The sequence below is a fragment of the Lacrimispora sp. genome, assembly GCF_031982545.1.
Lineage (GTDB): Bacteria > Bacillota > Clostridia > Lachnospirales > Lachnospiraceae > Lacrimispora.
Window position 1 is genome coordinate 326,277 of sequence record NZ_DALYXB010000002.1, and the last position, 19,000, is coordinate 345,276.

Annotated in this window: 19 protein-coding genes and 1 other annotated feature (1 of these 20 running past the window's edge); of the genes, 1 reads left to right on the forward strand and 18 read right to left on the reverse strand. The window is 35.4% G+C overall.

Features of this window, described 5'->3' with window-relative positions:
* Positions 1-2 precede the first annotated feature (2 nt).
* From ABS301_RS05025 to trxA, 5 genes are all read right to left on the reverse strand, one after another.
* A complete protein-coding gene (locus ABS301_RS05025) occupies positions 3-320 on the reverse strand; it encodes a nucleoside triphosphate pyrophosphohydrolase (protein WP_349671173.1) in 318 nt (105 codons plus the stop codon).
* Between the two features lie 204 nt (positions 321-524).
* Positions 525-1,361, reverse strand: a complete 837-nt coding sequence (locus ABS301_RS05030) for a P-loop NTPase (RefSeq protein WP_349671174.1) — start codon at positions 1,359-1,361, stop codon at positions 525-527.
* A gap of 57 nt (positions 1,362-1,418) precedes the next feature.
* Positions 1,419-2,273, reverse strand: a complete 855-nt coding sequence (locus ABS301_RS05035; protein ID WP_349671175.1) for a damage-control phosphatase ARMT1 family protein — start codon at positions 2,271-2,273, stop codon at positions 1,419-1,421.
* Between the two features lie 106 nt (positions 2,274-2,379).
* Positions 2,380-2,955 carry a class I SAM-dependent methyltransferase gene (locus tag ABS301_RS05040; RefSeq protein WP_349671176.1) on the reverse strand — a complete coding sequence of 192 codons (576 nt, stop codon included), beginning with the start codon at positions 2,953-2,955 and terminating at the stop codon, positions 2,380-2,382.
* Positions 2,956-2,979: 24 nt separating this feature from the next.
* The gene (trxA, locus tag ABS301_RS05045; protein ID WP_349671177.1) at positions 2,980-3,291 is read right to left on the reverse strand and encodes a thioredoxin; all 312 of its coding nucleotides are present in this window, start codon (positions 3,289-3,291) and stop codon (positions 2,980-2,982) included.
* Between the two features lie 425 nt (positions 3,292-3,716).
* Here trxA and ABS301_RS05050 point away from each other — a divergent pair, with 425 nt between their 5' ends.
* Positions 3,717-4,745: a YARHG domain-containing protein gene (locus ABS301_RS05050; protein ID WP_349671178.1), complete on the forward strand. Its 1,029-nt coding sequence runs from the start codon at positions 3,717-3,719 to the stop codon at positions 4,743-4,745.
* 388 nt (positions 4,746-5,133) lie between these two features.
* On the opposite strand, the gene ABS301_RS05055 is transcribed toward ABS301_RS05050, so the two are convergent.
* The 13 genes from ABS301_RS05055 to ABS301_RS05115 all read right to left on the reverse strand — a co-directional run bounded on the left by ABS301_RS05055 (position 5,134) and on the right by ABS301_RS05115 (position 18,945).
* Positions 5,134-7,638, reverse strand: coding sequence for an ABC transporter permease (locus tag ABS301_RS05055; RefSeq protein WP_349671179.1), 2,505 nt, complete (start codon positions 7,636-7,638; stop codon positions 5,134-5,136).
* A 100-nt stretch (positions 7,639-7,738) separates the two neighbouring features.
* The gene (locus ABS301_RS05060; RefSeq protein ID WP_349671180.1) at positions 7,739-8,413 is read right to left on the reverse strand and encodes an ABC transporter ATP-binding protein; all 675 of its coding nucleotides are present in this window, start codon (positions 8,411-8,413) and stop codon (positions 7,739-7,741) included.
* Positions 8,414-8,430: 17 nt separating this feature from the next.
* Positions 8,431-9,096 carry a hypothetical protein gene (locus tag ABS301_RS05065; protein ID WP_349671181.1) on the reverse strand — a complete coding sequence of 222 codons (666 nt, stop codon included), beginning with the start codon at positions 9,094-9,096 and terminating at the stop codon, positions 8,431-8,433.
* 2 nt (positions 9,097-9,098) lie between these two features.
* Positions 9,099-11,255, reverse strand: a complete 2,157-nt coding sequence (locus ABS301_RS05070; RefSeq protein WP_349671182.1) for a peptidase domain-containing ABC transporter — start codon at positions 11,253-11,255, stop codon at positions 9,099-9,101.
* 87 nt (positions 11,256-11,342) lie between these two features.
* Positions 11,343-11,540 (reverse strand): hypothetical protein, encoded by a 198-nt coding sequence (locus ABS301_RS05075; RefSeq protein WP_104434684.1) that lies wholly within the window; start codon positions 11,538-11,540, stop codon positions 11,343-11,345.
* A gap of 129 nt (positions 11,541-11,669) precedes the next feature.
* Positions 11,670-12,482, reverse strand: a complete 813-nt coding sequence (locus ABS301_RS05080) for an SDR family NAD(P)-dependent oxidoreductase (RefSeq protein ID WP_349671183.1) — start codon at positions 12,480-12,482, stop codon at positions 11,670-11,672.
* Between the two features lie 93 nt (positions 12,483-12,575).
* Complete coding sequence (locus tag ABS301_RS05085) at positions 12,576-13,139, reverse strand: TetR/AcrR family transcriptional regulator (RefSeq protein WP_349671184.1); 564 nt, start codon at positions 13,137-13,139, stop codon at positions 12,576-12,578.
* 69 nt (positions 13,140-13,208) lie between these two features.
* Positions 13,209-13,664, reverse strand: a complete 456-nt coding sequence (locus ABS301_RS05090) for a hypothetical protein (protein WP_349671185.1) — start codon at positions 13,662-13,664, stop codon at positions 13,209-13,211.
* Positions 13,661-14,149, reverse strand: a complete 489-nt coding sequence (locus tag ABS301_RS05095; RefSeq protein WP_349671186.1) for a hypothetical protein — start codon at positions 14,147-14,149, stop codon at positions 13,661-13,663. The genes ABS301_RS05090 and ABS301_RS05095 overlap by 4 nt, the downstream gene beginning before the upstream one ends.
* Positions 14,150-14,253: 104 nt before the next feature.
* Positions 14,254-14,946, reverse strand: coding sequence for a response regulator (locus ABS301_RS05100; protein ID WP_349671187.1), 693 nt, complete (start codon positions 14,944-14,946; stop codon positions 14,254-14,256).
* Entirely contained in the window at positions 14,921-16,120 is a 1,200-nt protein-coding gene (locus ABS301_RS05105) for a sensor histidine kinase (RefSeq protein ID WP_349671188.1), read from the reverse strand. Before ABS301_RS05105 ends, ABS301_RS05100 begins: the two co-directional genes overlap by 26 nt.
* A gap of 108 nt (positions 16,121-16,228) precedes the next feature.
* A complete protein-coding gene (locus tag ABS301_RS05110; protein ID WP_349671189.1) occupies positions 16,229-17,281 on the reverse strand; it encodes a helix-turn-helix domain-containing protein in 1,053 nt (350 codons plus the stop codon).
* A complete protein-coding gene (locus ABS301_RS05115) occupies positions 17,278-18,945 on the reverse strand; it encodes a 2-isopropylmalate synthase (protein WP_349671190.1) in 1,668 nt (555 codons plus the stop codon). Before ABS301_RS05115 ends, ABS301_RS05110 begins: the two co-directional genes overlap by 4 nt.
* A 54-nt stretch (positions 18,946-18,999) precedes the next feature.
* Position 19,000, reverse strand: a binding site (T-box leader) (it continues 272 nt past the right edge of the window).

Genomic DNA, 19,000 nt, shown 5'->3' on the forward strand with positions numbered 1-19,000 from the left:
TATCACCTCTCTTCTTCGGAGTACTCCAAAAATAATTTCTTTTCGAATCCGCCCCGATGTACTAACTTTTCTACCCTCTTTCCTTCCAGCTCCTCTATGCTGTATCCCCGTGCTTTGCAGATTGCATACAAAACTTCCAGAACATCAGCCATTTCCTCCAGGCTTTTGTCTGCCTGATACTCATTTACTTCTTCAAATAATTTTTCATCCAGAGCGGTCAGATATTCTGCCTCTGACAGGATATGATATTTTGCCTTGCGTCCACTATTTTCAATTATATCCGGAATCTTATCTCTTACCAGTTTATTTAGATTAACCAAATGTTTGTACCTTCCTTATTTAATTTCACTCTTAAGCATACTCTTATTATACTACCAAAACTTTATCAATAAAAGGAAAAGAAAAACCGCTGCCATTTAAGTAGTCTGTGACACGAGACTAATATGGCAGTGGTTTATTTTTGACTGTTATACTGTTTTAAACTGTTTGCTCTGTTTTAACTGTTATACTTACACTTTACTTTCCTACATTTTTTCTATGCGCTCTGCTGCACCTGACAGATAATCACAGGAAAATCGTTCAAACTCGCCCTTATCTACCAGACTTGCAAGTACTGGATCAATAGGAATTCTCCCTAAAATATCAACACCCGTTTCAATAGCTATTTCACCCAGTTTGCTCTCTCCGAATATAGGAATTTCTTTTCCACAATCCGGACATTTCACATAACTCATGTTTTCTACATAACCAAGAATGGGAATATTCATTAATTTAGCCATGTTATAGGCTTTTTTCACAATCATGGAAACCAGATCCTGCGGTGAGGAAACAATGACAATTCCGTCCAGCGGAATGGACTGAAATACTGTCAGGGGGACGTCACCCGTTCCCGGCGGCATATCAATAAAAAGATAGTCTAATTCATCCCATACCACATCTGTCCAGAACTGCTTTACCGTGCCAGCCAGGATAGGACCTCTCCATACAACGGGAGAATCTTCTTTATCCAGAAGTAGATTTACGGACATTATTTTTATGTTATTTACTGTTTGTTCCGGAAGTAATCCAAATTCATTTGCGGAAGCTTTTCCGGTTATCCCAAACATTCTTGGAATAGACGGACCGGTAATATCTGCATCTAAGATACCCACACGATATCCTTTTCTATTTAACAAAACCGCTAACATTGCCGTTACAAATGATTTACCTACTCCGCCTTTACCGCTGACGATACCAATTACATTTTTTATGGAACTGTACTGGTTTAACTGCTCCAGCATACTTTCTTTGCTATGTTCACAACCTGCACAGGATTCCCTGGTACAGCTGCCGTCTGAACAACCCTTTACATTTTCGCTCATATTCTCTGCTCCTGTCTTTTCCTTTGCTAAATATATTAATACCATTTATGACATATGTCAATATTTAGCATTCTCATAATGAAAAATATAATCATTAATTTTTACATGAAACGCTCCTGCTATTGCCGGACACTTTGCTTTCAACAAAAAAAACAAATTCCCTTTTTCACCTGAAAGGGCTTCAAAGTTTCCTTGTCCTTTGCTGATAATAACGTCAGATCTTTCATAAATATCAATAAACTCAGGACTGCAGTCAGCTAAAATTGTCCCTGGAGATCCGCAGCCCGTGGAAATGACACGCGCAACTGAATTAAGTCCCGAATCCATTGCTTCTTTTTCTGTCACATCATTAATAATTGATTCACCCCGCACTCCATAGGTGATTGCTGCGTCAGTAAAACTCTCTAACATGACCCTGTCAAATATTGTTTCACCTGTATTATCTCCAATAATAAGTATGTTCTTCGACTGTTGTAATTTTTCCGTAAAGGGATCCAGATCGCAAATGGTAAATTCCTTTTCCAACTCCTTACTAATACATTTCTCTAATTCCGGATTACTGTAGACCGCCGCATCCAGATTATTCCCTACAGCTGCTACTTTTAGAGCCCAATATATGCTGTTTTCTTTTCTTTGCAGAAAGTCCTTTAAAAGCGGATATAAATCCTTTGCTGCCTGTAAATCTCTATTTTTTATCTGCTGATATGGATCAGGATTACCGGTCTCATTCTTAACCAGATTATGAATTTCTTTTGCCAGCTGGGGGGAATTTTTATATTTATCATAGTCTGACAGCAATTTTATTGTATCCTTCATAATTTTATTATGGATTTCTTTCTGATCTGTCGCTATTCTGGCTGCTTCTAGAGACTGACGCAGTAAACATGGGATGCAATCGATTAATAATTCCATTTTATTCCCCCTGAATTCATTTTCTTTTATTATAACATTATTCAGCCAGCTTGCTCTGACAAAAGAAAAGATTGAGGCAACAAACGTGTCTCAATCTTTTCTTTATCTATTTCTTCCTTGCATCTGCAATGTAAAAATAATTATTAAAATCTGTGATCTGGATATCTTTAAATCCCGCCCTCTGAAGATTTCTTTTTAGAACATTCTTATCCAGCCGGTGATCAGCAGGCGGTCCGAAGTCACTGTCTTTCTTGATCCATTCAATGATAATGATACGGCCGTCAGGATACAGAATCCGATTTGTTTCTTTTAAAAATTTCTCACGCATCTTCACTTCATGCATAACGGTACATAAAAAAGCAACGTCAACGTAATTATTCTCTAAAATCAAACGATACTCCTGCGTCACAACCGGGCGCACATTTTTTATATTTCGTTCCAGCAATCCCGCTTCTACATCATCAAGCATCTCTTTTTCTATATCCAAAGCATATACAATTCCCTCATTGCCTACTGCCTCGGATAATGGGAAAGTGAAAAAACCAATTCCACAGCCAATATCTGCAACAACATCCGATTTTTTTATCCCAATTGTTTTCAGGATCTCCTTTGCAGGTAATACTTCTCTGCGTTTTGGACTGTCCAGCTTACTCTTATTTAATACTTTAAATTTGTGTGCCATATTTTACTCCAATCGTAATATTTTTTACTGGAGCATTGATATAATCGTCTGCTTGGACTGGACACCGACTGTGCTTTTTACCACTTTTCCTTCTTTCATAACCACTAAGGTAGGTATGCTCATTACCTTAAATGCCTGGGCAAGATCCTGCTCCTCATCTACATTAATCTTGCCGACTCTGGCCACTTCTGCCGTTTCTGCAGCCACCTGCTCTACTACGGGTCCCACCATCTTGCACGGGCCGCACCAGGATGCCCAGAAGTCCAGTAAAATAGGTTTATCTGACTGCATTACCTCCTTCTCAAAATTTTCCTTCGTTATTTTCAATACGCTCATCGTATATGCTCCTTTCTGTTTAAACAACTATGTTCTTGATAATGTTATTCTACCTCAAAAAAATATTTATTTCTGTGATGATGTCACGGAGCGTTTACAAGGTTATTAAACTATTTTATTTCTCTTAGAGTCTTCTTGTCATATTTTTTCTTTACTCGGTTGAAAAAGGAGTAAATGAGAGTAAACTCATAATAATCGGCCGTTTCTAATCGCCTGACCTGAGGTTTCCCATTTTTTATATTGCAAACCTGAACAGACTTGCCATTATCCCCTATTAATGTTACAGAGCCAGATTTCCCTTTATATTTCATTTTCTAATATCACCTCACTGTCCATATAAAACCTTGGCGCCCTCCCTTTAGTGAAAGAATTGTGTTATACTATCATCAACTGTTATACAGTGGCTGATCAGAAAGGTGCTTCTTATGAAAAACAAAACAATTATAATGATTATCTGTGTTCTTACCCTATCTGGGTGCAGGAAAATCAATACCAGCAATTCAGAGAATATAAAAACAATTCAGACAAATGAACCAGCTGCGGACACAAAGCCAGAAACTGTGGTTCAAGCCAGCTCGACTGCGATTTCACAAACGGAGGCCGAAAATTACGAAGGGTACTCAGGCCTCTGGACTGAAAGCAGTTTCAGTCATGAGGAGGTTCTCTCTTATGGTGGTTTAGAATTTTCTTTTCAGGTCACAGATAAAACTAACTTAGACGGATACTTATTTATGCAACAGGGCACCACCGAACGCATCGCGGAAATCGATAATATTACTGGTAAGATAATCAATGGGGAATTGAACTATAAATATGACGATGACGGCTGGGGCGGTTCTGGAATTCTTCATATTATATTCAGCAATGATAATGCCATCCAGATTGAGGTGCAGGATTATAAGATGAAAGATAACAATTTATCCGGGTACGGATTTTCAGGTGTATATAAGCTGGAGCGCACGAAACAGAATAAAGAAGATGGGGAAAAAAGCAGTGAAACTACAGCCAACAAGACAACCGAGCCAGATTTATTTGATGTGGTGTATGAAAAATATTATTCCCATTGGACGGATAACGAAATGCAAAATGCAATCGCAGAACGAAAGAAATACCGTGATCAATGTTCTTTTTATCCAGAAGTATCCGATTATTTAGAAAATGTCCGGGAGGTACGGGATATTTCTTCTGTTGTGGAACCCTTATATTTCACAGATTTGAAGATTTACCAAAAACAGGATTTTGATCAGGTTCCTCCATTAATCATACATCTGGCCAAAAATGAGATTTATGCAAGGCATGGTTATATTTTTATTAATCAAGATTTAAATAACTATTTTAAGGGACAGATTTGGTACGAACCGTTAATCACACCTGAAAATTTTAAAGACAGTGTGTTTAACAAAAACGAGCAGGAGAATTTAAAACTGCTATCCAGTCTGGATACTTACAAATAAAAGTGGATAAAGAAGGGAAGGTGCGAGGTACCAAATCCAATTCCATTCTTCCCTTCTCTTATGGAATACTAATTTCAAAACCAGTTAAGCAAGCAGTTGTAAAGGTTAACGAACACTAATTTTTTTACCCCTTCTAATGGTGCCATCACTGTTCCATTCTGTATACACGTAAGGAGTACCGTCCGTTGTTCCGTTTTCGGTAAAATTATAGGTAGTATCATTATAGGTATAGGGCCCGGTTACCATTTTTAGAGAATTGGTGTTAAAGTAGTATATGTTCATTCTGATCCGGATCTGGCTAAAGTATATATTCAATTGTTGGTATAAGTCAATGAAGTTTATTTTTTTGTAAAAATATGTAAGTTATTTGTAAATAATTGACAGTATTTTATTCTATAATTTGTTTTATTCGCAGACTAATACTATCTTTACTATGACGTCCGTACATGATAAATGGAATAAAAATACACGTGGCTATTAATGCCATTACTATAAAAAATAAGGCTGAAAACGGATATATGAATTTAAAATAACTTATTTTAACCTGAATATATTTAACCATAAAAAGCAATAACAGATTACCGATAGTCAGCAGAAGTCCTGTTATCGTCAGACTGTATAATGCCCCTTCCACAGTAAGCATAATTCTTAATCCTTTTCTGCTTAAACCAATGCTTTCCAGTATGATTAGTTCTTTTTTTCTTGTCAGTATAGTCATAACCATTGTATTGATATAATTAATAATACCAATCAATATTAGCGCTGTGCTGACTGACATCATAATAATTCTGCTGCCTGCAATATAATTTTTCTGGCTTGCTATCACATCAGAATTACAAACAAGATACACTAAGTCTTGATTCTGTACATTATTCCTGGTCTGATATTCTAAGTTTTTCTCTTTTACCCAGTTTTTCAGTAGAATTTTTATATTATTTTCCTGCTCTTTCGACACGTTTATCTCAGTTCTCAATAGCTGTCTGGTTAATGTCTTTGATAAACGATTGAATTCCTCTTCCCTTACCAGAAAGTAAATGGTATTCGAACCACGTTCACTTAACTTTAAATCCGGAAAATCCGAAGCTGAGAGATCTAAATATCCACAGTTTTTTAATTGTATGGAATTCATATCCGTTATTTTCGTACCTTGCTCAACGATGTCATTAAGAGAAACTGATTCTCCGATTAATTCTTGTTGTTCCTGTTCACTTTCTCCCGAAGCTAAATGATTATGTAAGATGATGGTCCCAGCCCCTTCAGCAAATTCGTTCGTGTCAATGCTCAATTCGTTTTTCGTAATATAGTTCAACAAATGTTCCCATTCCTGATAATCGACTTTTTGCACCACTATAGTCTGTTTTTTGTAATCTTTTAACACTTTTAAAACATTTAGCGTTGATCCATCATAAATGGGTAAATATCCATATGTTTTTAATAGATTCTCATTGTTTAAGCCCGATTTATGCAGTATATCTGAAATCATTGATTCCGTTATCAGCTGCTTCTCTGATGAGTCATCACTATTTTCTAAAAGATTGTTAATCGCATTTTGGGTGATCCATATTTCAAAATCAGGGTTTTGAGATAATCTGTTTAAGGAATCTGTCCCTAAAGCCAGTACACAGGAACCGATTGCTATTCCACAGCCAATTGTTAAAGAAATTACCGTAAAAATAAACTTTTTCTTATCTCGCAGTATATTTCCAATCGCCAGATTAAGAATAGGATTTATGTTATAATGCCTTTCCTTTTTTGTTACGTTCTCTTTTACGCTTTCCGTCTGCTTTATACCTTTCATTGCCTCAACAGGGCTCATCTTCAGCAATTTATCCACTACTGTTTTCGCTGTGGTAAACATAATTACAGCTGCCAATAAAATGGTTATTACCAGAAAGGTATTATTAAAAGCACGTATTCCCCTGAAATTTCCTTCATTACCAAGATACATATGAATTAATAATTCAGGCAGAAGCTGATACACCACAATTGCGCCGATTCCACCCCCAACTGCACAACCCGCCAGAAATATTCTTAAAACCTGCCGGTATATCATAATTTTAATCTGTCTGCCTGTTACCCCTATCACTTCTAAAAGCCCATACTGCTTAATGTCATAGTTTAATGAAATAAAAAGAGTATTATAAACAAATATAAACATACTAAAGCCTATTAATAAAATGAATACCATCGCACTGCCAAATCCACCTGCTATGTTTTCAATCGCTCTGTACTGGGCAGTCTCACTACTATTAAAATATTGGTTATCGTCGCTTAAGGATATACTTTGATACAAACTTCTCTCAATCTGTTCCGCTTTCCCGTATTTTGATTTAACATCAATTAATATCCGGGCTGGATAAAGATCAACCTCCCCCTCCTTACATCTGTTAATGGAAATATAAGCAATCGACTGATCGCTTAAACGATTATGGTAATCTGTATAATATCCAGACAAAACAAACGACTGTATGCCAGTCAGCTTCTCTTTACTGAGACTATTCCAATAAAACTCTAAATTAATCTTCATACCAATACTCGGATCAGTAATTCCCAAATATTTTAATGTTTTATCAGATAGCATTATCTCGTCCACGTTTTTTGGATAGCTCCCAACTACATCCGTATATGCCGGCTTTATCATAGACTGATATGTAAAATCATCTGTTGCTATACATGTACAGATTTTCTGATCATCTAAAAAAATATTTCCCGCTAATTTTTCTTTACCAACACGTTTCACATACGGAAGACTTCTGATTTTATCCTCTATCTCCATAGTTCCATATTCTAAATAAGAGGATACAGCCATTCCATCCTCTCTTATATTTTTTAATATATCCAGATTTAACTTACCATACAGGAAGCTAAAAATAATAAATGTTAAACCGATCATAATTGAAACGCCTGAGATTAAAACAGCATCACGCTTTTTATTGTATTTTCTATAGGCATTGTATAGTACTCTTATTCCATTCTGATTAACGTTATATTTATTATTTCCCATCACGAACAATCTTTCCATCCTCTATTTGTATGACTCGGTCTGCTGCCTCTGCTACCTTATTATCATGGGTGACAACAATCATGGTTTGACCAAATTTCTGGCTCATACGTTTCATCAGTTGAATAACATTCGCACTTGTCTTTGAATCCAGATTACCAGTTGGCTCATCTGCAAGAACAATGGCTGGTTTCGTATATAATGTTCTTGCTATTGCAACCCTCTGCTGCTGACCTCCAGATAGTAAATTAGGCATCTGGTATAACTTATCCTCTATTTCAAGTATTTTTACTATCTCAGTTACTTCGTTTATATCAATTTTTCTTCCGTCAAGTTTGGCAGGGAGTATTATATTCTCCAAAACATTGATCACTGGAATCAAGTTGTAATTCTGAAAAACGAAGCCTATATTTTTCAATCTGAATTTTGCTCTTTCCTCTTCATTGAAATCTGTAAAATCAGTTTCATTGATAAGAACTCTGCCTGAGGCAGGGTTCTCCAATCCACTTATTACGTTAAGCAATGTGGTTTTTCCGCTCCCTGACGAACCAATAATTGAGACAAATTCGTTTGGATATATGGTCAGATTAATATCATCCAACACGTTAATAAATGAATTGCCACTTTCATATGTCTTTGTTATGGAAATTAATTGTAATGCCTTCATTAACAGCCATCTCCTTATTAATCCAGATTCCAATAAGAATCCAAAGGTTTTGTATTTGAATTTAAGTGTCCTATAATCTCTTTATCATCAAAGAAGTAATTAATTACTTCATGATCATTAAACTCTACTAATATAGGAACTGCAGGTATTATTAAGTTATCTTTCTTCAGATCATCTTTCTCCAGAACTGGATGAGTATAAACTGCATATACTTTTCCAAATTCTTTGCCTTCATGTAATTCTGCATATCTCTTATTAACCCATAAAATTTTATAATTTAAAGGAGGATACAACTGCTTAATATCTTTTTCAGTTTTGCCATCGTAAAATTCGATCTCTCCTCCATCAGTTTTTTCTCCAATCTCCACATCATATTTTGCCTCATGCGCATCCCAATCATAATTTTGTGTGCCCTTCAACAATTCTGTGTCAACCATAATTACCTTTTCATTACCGGCCAATTCTTCTATGTCTGTTTTTACATTATCGCAATATGGACAATCTTCCCGATTAAAATATACATAGAAATGTCCGTTCTGACTATATAATTGTTCCAAAGTATATTTAACATTCCTGCTGCTGGCAGTCTCTTCTCTTACCTTTGGCAATAGAAAAAAAGCCCCTCCTCCAATTAATATTAATACAAATAAGACTATAATACCACTCATTATCTTTTTCCTCATTATTACCCCTCCTGATTCTCATAATACCTTCTATAAAGTTGGCTTTTATTCAATAAAGCTTCATGATTTCCCTCTGCAACAATATGCCCCTTATCCATAACAAAAATCCGATTACAATCCATAATATTATTCAGTCTATGGGTGATAATAATTAATGTTATGTTTGTATCTTTCTTCAATGTTTCAATAATTTTACGTTCGCTGATGATATCCATGTTGCTTGTCGCCTCATCTAATATTAAAAAATCAGGATTATATAGTACTGCCCTGGCCAAGGCTATTTTTTGTCTTTGTCCTTTTGATATATTATTTCCCCGCTCCGTCAATATACTATCATAACCCCTTGGCATATTACTTACAAAATCGTGTACTCCCATCATTTTAGCCACAGTAACTAACTGATCCTCTGTAATATCAATCTCACCCATTAGCAAGTTATCTCTTATACTTCCTGAAAAAATAAAATCCTCTTGTGTCACATATCCAATATGTTTACGCAGGTAATTTAAGCTTAGTTTTAAATGGTCTACATTATTGATCAATATTTTTCCTGTCTGTGGCAGATATAGCTTCATTAAAAGCTTAGCAATTGTAGTCTTTCCACTGCCATTATCTCCTACAATTGCTATATTTTTACCCTTGTTAATCTGAACTCCAGCAAAATTTAGTACATCTTTATATGAATTAAAACCAAAGTTAATATTATTCATTTCAATACACTGGATACCCGTTAAATTATCCCCTGAGTCATACTCCTTTTCAACTCCCATTATTGAATCTAAACGCTCCATTGCTACTTTGGCTATATAATACTCCGGTTGCAAGTTTACTATATTACTAATTGGCATCAGCATATACCTGATTAAAATGTTATATGTAATTAGTTCACCAAGGGATATCATCCCGTGAATCACCTCAAACGTTCCTACACAAAGAATCAAAATCTCACCTACGCTATTAATTATGGTCTTTAATGCAGCCTGATTATTTTCAGCATTACCTAATTGAATAATTAAATTCTGCCATTTAATAAATTTTTCTTTTCCTGTATTAAAAATATCAGTTTGCTTTTGATAAACTTTAATCGTCTCAATTCCATCTAATGAATCAACTAAATGGCTGGTTATAACAGACTGCTGATTCATATGTTTTGCATTTAATACAGAATACTTCTCTCTATAAATAACTATGGAGATAACGTAGCTAATGCACATTATTAAAACCAGAATAAACAGTTCTATACTTTTTAAGCATAAAATAATACCCACAATTATTATAAACATAATGTCAACCGGTAATATTAAAATACTGGTTACTAATATCTCTTGTACTTTACTGGCATCTTGAAATCTGGAAATAATATCACCATTTTTTCTTGACTCATGAAATGAAAGCGGTAAATTTAAAATATGATCAAAATAATCTAATGATAATTTTAAACTAATATTCTTACTTATCTCCAATGATAAACTAACTCGTAATTTATTTAAATATGCATTTATAATAGTAAAAGCAATAAAGATAAAAGTAATTAAAATAAGTGAATATTCCCATTTTTTCGGTATTATTACATCTATTATTATCTGAAAATAAAATGACATTAGAATACTTAGTAACATTGACAAAAAAGATAAAATAATAATCTTTACAGCATTTTCTTTCTGGAACTGTATGAGTTTCCAAAGTTTTTTATTATTTGTTTCTTCCGAATGTTTTGTAAAATCTTCACCTGGTTTTAAAAATATTAATATTCCACTCCAAGTATATGGTGAATTTTCTTTCTCATCAGAATTAAAAAAGCTGCCTTTATCAACTTTTAACAGACCGATAGCAGGATCAAAAATAATCAAATTATTTTTTTTAATATTATAGATTACTATAAAATGACCTACACCATTTTCATTGTAAGTATGTGCAATGCATGGCAGGTCTATTTCACTGCTGTTAAATTCTTCCGTTTTTTTTGCAGCACTTGCAATCATACCAAGCCTCTGGGAAGCTTGTATTATATCATTTATATTCATTCCATCTTTATCCATATTTGTACAATTCTGAATCTTAGATAATGATACTCTTTTTCCATAATGCCAGGCTATAGATGCTATGCAGGCACTTGCACAATCAGTGGAATCATACTGTTTAATGCATTTATATCTCATAAGCTTTCGTCCTTTGCCATATAGTTATATCAAAAGGCTAGAATCTTTAAAAATAAAGATTCTAGCCCAAAATAAATACAGGACTTTTTAGAGGTCACAGCACTCATACACAAACTGTATATATTTTTTAGCCTTTTCGTAATCTGAATCCTTATATTTTTTTACATTGTCCTGAAACTTTTTCTTACTTGAAGGACAACAAAAATAATATCCATAGTCAGAATTACAGGCTCCCCCTTTCACCAAATTGAGTTCCTCATTTGTTAAGCTGATCATTCCACTCATTTCAGTTACCTCCTTATTTTTTTATATCAATGGATTTAATCCATTCATATTAGTGGTATATATAATAAGGTAACATTAAACCTGTTTAATCCATTTATGATGTAGAAAAAACGATACTAATCGTCATTTTTAATTGATTTTTTTAATATTTGTATCTAATTTATGATTTCTTTTTCCTGTAAAATTAATTATTATATTATAAAACATTTTCCTTGGAAGGAAAACAGCCATAAATCGAATTATTTTTGCCTCCAAACCTGGCACACTTACTACCTTCCCCTTCTTTAGATCCTTCATTGCCAAACCAACGATTTCCTGAGGATCCATGAATTTCATAAAGCCATTTTTCTTCTTTACCACTTTCATTCCTGCACTCTCATGAAAATCAGAATCTATAAATCCAGGACATACCACCTGCACATGAATAGGGGTATCAATCAGTTCCATATATAGCCCTTCTGTAAAATTGAAAATAAATAATTTGGTAGAAGAATAAAGAATGTTTCTTGGCATCACTGCAAAGGCACCATCGGAAGAAATATTAATAATAGTCCCCTTATGTCTGGACAGCATCTGCTTTAATACGTTTTGGGTTAATATAACGACTGTATTCATTTGCAGAAACATAATGCGATCCATATCTTCTTTTGGCACTTCTGAAAATACAGGCTTCAGCCCAAATCCTGCATTATTTACTAATACTTCAATCTCTTCTTCCCTGATTTCATTCAGTAGGAGGTTTAAACCTTCTTCCTTTGCCAAATCTACAATCACTACTTTCACTTTTACGTGATATGTATTTTCTATATATTTTGCGTTTTCTATTATCTTATTTTCTCTTCTTCCTGTAATAATAAGATTGTATCCTTTTTCCGCAAACTCCTTTGCATATGCCAGACCAAGTCCACTGGTTGCTCCCGTAATTAATACTGTATGTTTCATGTTTTTTCTCCTTTATCATCTATTGAATTCATTTCAATGACACTTATTCATTCGATAGTTGTTTTTTTACCCCGGCAATAACCGGGGTATTTACTAGTTCAATAATAATTTGATAATCGAGATGACCTTATCCGCTTTTTCATCTGCTGAAAGGGAATCGTCATTAATAATTGGTGACTGGCCATAGACAATAAACTTTGAAATGCTTTCAGGATCTTTCACATTCAACTGCCCCTTCAAGTTTAGGCGGACAATAAACTCTTTTATATATGGCTGAACTTTATCATTCATCTTTATTTCCAATTGCTTATGAAATAGCTGATTTCCATCTTTATGAAAAAAATCATGATACTTTTCTTTTCCGTCATTTCTGATGAAAGCATTTATTATTTTTTGATAGTATGCATTCAACGATTCCTCATCCCTTTGCAGAATTTCAATTATGGGAGAAATACACTCTTCTGCATAAAGAGTTAAGGCATACTCATATAATTCGTACTTTGATTTAAAATAGTTATAGCAAAGACCTGGAACAACATTGACTGCTCTTGCAATATCCTTTATGGAAGTTGCTTCATAACCTTTTTCACAAAATAACCTCATGGCATTATCTGCAAGTTCACGCTTACGAACTTCTGGTTCTTTTGATATTCTCATATTTCGCCTCCTATAATCGCATTATAGCATTCGAATGAACAACGGTCAATGAACCGAATTCAATTATATTTACAAACTTCCAGAAAAAAGATACCGATAAGAAATATAACTGCATCTTCCAATCAATGATCCACAGGCAAAGCTCATAAGGCCTACTGCAATTATATCGCTGCTTACAGCCCCTATGAATTTCAGACCCCATTTGGCGAAGATAACTAAAATATAGATAAGAAGACTTAAATAGGATTCTTTATAGTACATTTTTTCGTCTGAATCTCTTTCATACTTCAATGATCCCCCTCTGATCAAGCCAACACACAAACCGGCAATCCCAAAGACAGCCAATGCCATCATCATTTCAGACGAGTAAACAAAATTCTGCTTTCCATAATCTTCTAACATCATTCCCATAAACAAAACAGGCATAATCCATAGATTTGGAAATTTAATTAGTTTTATTTTACCTCTCGAAATATTGGATATTTTTAAAAGCAACAGAATCACAATTCCATACGACATTGTCATAATACAGCTTCCGCTCTCGCAAGTACCTCTTTTTTTCTAAGAATCAGCGTGATTGCTTTTGCCAGGAAAAAGCCTGTAAATATATAAAGAGCGGTGAGACCGATATATTCGGCATTATTTAAGTTGATTCCCCCATGAGCAATTGTTTCAAACCATGGTAACACCAAAACCCTTACTGGAATAAAAACAAGCCAGAACGCCATACCAAGCAAGGTCCCTTCTGTAAAGGCTTTATGGTCTGCAATTGTGATTTTGGCAAGCAGGCCTTGCAGGATACCAATAGTGAGCCCAACAAAAATCCTGAAAGAAAGTCCGGTTACCACTGAGTGCAGGAATTTACAATGAAGATACCGCTCAATGGAAACCACCATAAAAATCATAAATGGGATAAAAATCTTCCCATTAATTTCCTGTCTTTTAAAGTGATTTGTGACAAAAAAAGCAAATGCTGCAATAGAAATAATAACAGTGATTATCTGCTGCATAGATGATCTCCTCTTCCTGATTCGTTTCATTTTTATATTAGAAGCTTATCAGGAATTGCTATGCTTTTCATCTACCTTAAGTCACATCGAAGGTCACAAAACAATTAATTTTCCATGACTTTAGTCATGTATACAATCAATTGCTTCCGATTTTCCATACCCAGCTTGTCCAGTATTTTAGTCACATGATTTTTTACAGTTCCCTCTGACACAAACACCTTGGAAGCGATTTCCCGGTTTGTATTCCCCTGCATGACCATACATGCAATTTCAAATTCACGGCTTGTAAGTTCCTGCAATACTTCCGGTCTCTTTCCTGAATTTTCTGTTGTCTCCATTGGATTTACGTCTCGTTCATCTGCTCTGATCCCGCCTTTATTCAACCGCAGCGCCGATACTACAGTCTCCGTAACCCTTGGGTGAAGCAGCATTCCGCCCTTTGCAACGGCCTTTATTGCATGAATCAGATCATCGGGATCGGAATCCTTTAACAGATATCCGTCTGCTCCATTCTCCAATGCATGAAAAATATAATCCTCATCTTCAAAGGTTGTCAATATCAGTACTTTTACATCAGGATATTTCTTCTTTGCCTGCAGCGTTGCTTCTACCCCATCCATGCGGGGCATTCGGATATCCATAAGAATCACATCACAGGATTGTTGTCCCATTTTATCGATTAAATCAATTCCATCTACTGCTTCTTCTACCAGCTTAAGCTCTGAATCCAGGCCGATTACATACCGTAGTCCATGACGAATAATGGGCTGATCATCTGCTATTATTATTCGAATCATCGAATCGCTCCTCCTGATTGAATTTAATCTGTACTTGTAAAGAAAATCCGTTGTTCTCCGTACTATTCAATGTACAGACACCATTCCATTTCTTCATACGTTCCTCAATTCCAAGAATTCCATAAGATTTATGAATGGTATCCACCCCTACTCCATCATCTTTCACAGAAAACTCCAGACCCCTATCCGTCATAGTTAATGCAATCCAAATATGCTTTGCATCCGAATATTTCATGGAATTTGTGATACCTTCCCGAATTGATTTATAGATATCTTCCTTTAATCCCAACTCAATTTTTTCTATACCTTCATCACAATCGAGATAAATATCCTGACTCTCGGTTTGTACTATGGATTGGATCAACTGCTCCAGTGAGGCCTTTAAATCTGAATACTTATTATTTTCTTTAAGCCGATATACAGTATTCCGCAGCTGTGAAATACTGTCCTGTATTACTTCATTCAAGGAAGAAAGGATTTCCTTCTCTTTTTCAGGATCTATTGCAATGTACTTTTCCAACACCTTAACGTACATCTTTACTGCAACTAGCGTGTGCCCGATAGAATCATGCAATTCCTGTGCAATCGCCTCCCGTTCCCTGCTTCTTGCCAATTCCTCGTTCAATTGCTGCTGTTGCTTCAACAATTCATTTTTTTCATTTAACTGGTCATTAAGAATCGCTAATTTTTCTTTCTGCTTAATTTGCTCCAGAATGAGGATACAGATAAATACTCCTGCAAGAAAATATACAATATCATACCCCACATAGGACCAGGCAGCTTCCATGCTGCCCTCCTTTAAAAAGCGTCCTAAATCCGTTAATAGATAACTTACTCCGTATAAGCCCAGCAAATTGGCGGGTATTTGCTTTCTATCAAAAAACAGCAGTTCAATTAAAATAATATAGATATAGATATATGTGCCTGCAATATATTTTAAAATGCAGGCTGTGCCAATGGAAAATAAAATGGACGCTATCGCTCTTATGTCCCAGGTTACCTTCGGGTTGTTATTTCTTAATACCTTTTTTCTATAAAAATCGTTGCATATACTTAAACTGTATAAAAATAGCAGAAAGATTATTTTATCTTTTCCTGCCGCAATAATATTGATGTAAATAAGCACGGAAAAGAATGTTTTAATGATGAGTGAGTTATATTTTTTAATTTTCATGTTTTTCTCCCCCATTTTCCCATCAAGGGGTTGGATGCATTTTGTAATTGTATCACATAAATAAATGGAGTTCAACGTGATGGCCTTGGTAGTTACAGCTAATGCATCTTATTTGTCTTTGCGAAATTGGTTTGGCGTCTTATGATATCTCTGTTTAAAAAGCCGGATAAAATGCTCTACGTTGTGATAACCAACCGCTTCCGATATATCTTCGATTCGGAGATTGCTTGAGCAAAGCATGCTGCGTGCTTTTTCTAATCTTATCTCCTGTAAAATAGAGCGAAATGATTTTCCTGTTTTATGTGTTATATATTTTGACAGATATGTTTTAGTTAAATGAAATTTTTGTGATAGATCACCAATTGTAATCCTCTCACAGTTGTTTTCAATATACTGCAATATCTGAGTCACACGGGAATCAGCTTTTTGACAGTCTTGTATTATTTCAATTTCAGCCGGGTCACATCTTAATAAATAACACAACAAAATTTCAAAAAGATTATTCATGATATTTTGAAATCCTGCATATTGATTGTAGTTCTCCTGGTACATCTGAAGAAACACATTTTTGATGTCCTCATCCGAAACCATATGAAACACCAAGACACTTCCGCCATCTCGAGAATATAGCGCATTGAGAAAAAAGTCTGAGGTCAGACTATTTCCGGCTAAACATCGGAAAAACTCTTTTCTAAATGTGCTTTTGCGGACAGTCATCTGCAGGGCTATTGTTTCCTCCATAACATAAGGCGTATGAAGAATCCCAGGCGAGATAAAGCAGACATCGCCTGGTTGTAAAATTATGGTATTCTCTCCCATCTCTATTTGCATATTATTTTCTGCAACATATACAATTTCAAAGAAATCATGAATTGCGGATAGATGAGGCATAAGACGACAGTATTTTCCAATATAAATATCTGTCTCCAGGCTCTCCCAAACAGACTCCTCACCGTTAAACGTTTCACATGCTTTGGGGAATATTTCCTCTATATAGATTCTTTCTTTTATTAATCTGGCAGGATCGTGCTGTTCCAGAAAATGCTTTAACGCTTCCTTGTCATTGTAAAGCGAGGCATATTGCTGATAAAAGATCTCCTTGTCATTATACTCTTTTAAATGCTGCATCACTTCACTCTTCGCTATCTTTTTGTCATTCATCCGCTGAATTCTCCCAATAATCGATTCACTGCAATGGCCAGTGCAAACGCTGATGCTTTTATAATATCACTATTGATTCCAACACCCCAGTATTGTTTTCCATTTTTTTGAATTCCGATATAAGCGGAGGCTAAGGCCGATGAATCCGCTCCCATAGAATGTTCTTCGTATACTTCTAAGTCATATTCTACGGAAAAATGTTTCTTTAATGCATTGCTGATTGCATCAAGGCTGCCTGTTCCGTGACCCTTTACACAAACTATCTTATCATCCTGCAATATAGTAAGGAAAGCTTCATTTGCTTCTTCCACATTAACTTTCATGGAATGGATTTGAAAAGCAGGAAAGTATTCAACGTATTGCTGCCTGAATAATTGATATATTTCTTCCGTTGACAGCTCTTTATTATCTCTGTCCGACACCTTTTTTACAAAATATCCGAATTCTTCATTCATCCGATATGGCATATGAATCCCATAAGCATTTTCCAGTATATAACCGATCCCCCCTTTTCCAGACTGACTGTTGATACGGATTACATCGGTTTCATAATTTCTTCCCAAGTCGGTGGGGTCTACTGGAATATATGGCACATCCCACTTCTGCATTTTTTCCTGTTCCCGATATTTCATTCCTTTTGAAATTGCATCCTGATGGGAGCCTGAAAATGCTGTAAAAACAAGGGAACCTGAGTATGGCTGTCTTTCAGAAATGGACATCTTTGTTAAACGCTTATATGTATCACAGATCTGATTCATATTACTGAAATTCAATTCAGGATCTACTCCCTGTGAATACAGATTCATGGCTACTGTGATAAGATCAACATTTCCCGTACGTTCCCCATTTCCAAAAAGAGTCCCTTCCACACGCTGAGCACCGGCTAAGATTCCATACTCCGCGTCACAGACTCCACAACCTCTGTCATTATGAGGATGAATGGATAAAACAACAGAATCTCTGTCCAACAAATTATTGTTGATATACTCCAATTGACTGGCGTAGATATGCGGCATGGCATTCTCAACCGTAGTTGGAATATTGATATTTGCTTTATGATTGGGTGTAGGCTTCCATATTTCTAAGACGCTGTTGCAAATATCAAGGGCATAGTCAACCTCAGTTCCCGGAAAACTTTCAGGACTATACTGAAAATAGAAATCTCCCATTGTTTTTTCAGCCAGTTTCTTAAATAATCTGGCTCCGTCAACCGCCAGCTTCTTAATATCTTCTTTTGATTTATGAAATACCTGCCTGCGTTGGGCTTCTGACGTGGAATTATATAAATGCACAATCGCTTTTGGAACGCCATCCAGTGCCTCAAATGTTCTGCAGATAATATGCTCTCTTGCCTGAGTAATTACCTGAATCGTAACATCTTCCGGAATCATTTTATTTTCTATTAATGTCCTTAAAAACTGATAATCCGTTTCCGAAGCGGCCGGAAATGCCACTTCGATCTCTTTAAATCCAATTTCTAATAACATTTGATACATCTCAAGTTTTTCCTGTAATGTCATTGGAATGGGTAATGCCTGATTTCCATCTCTTAAATCCACACTGCACCAGACTGGTGCTTTCTCAATTGATTCCTTTTTTACCCAATCATAAGAGATCACTGGGGGTAAATAGAATTTTTTCTCATATTTCTGATGACTAAACATAATTCATTCCTCCTTAATGATAATAAAAAAAGCCTCACATCTCCGGCATTCTGCC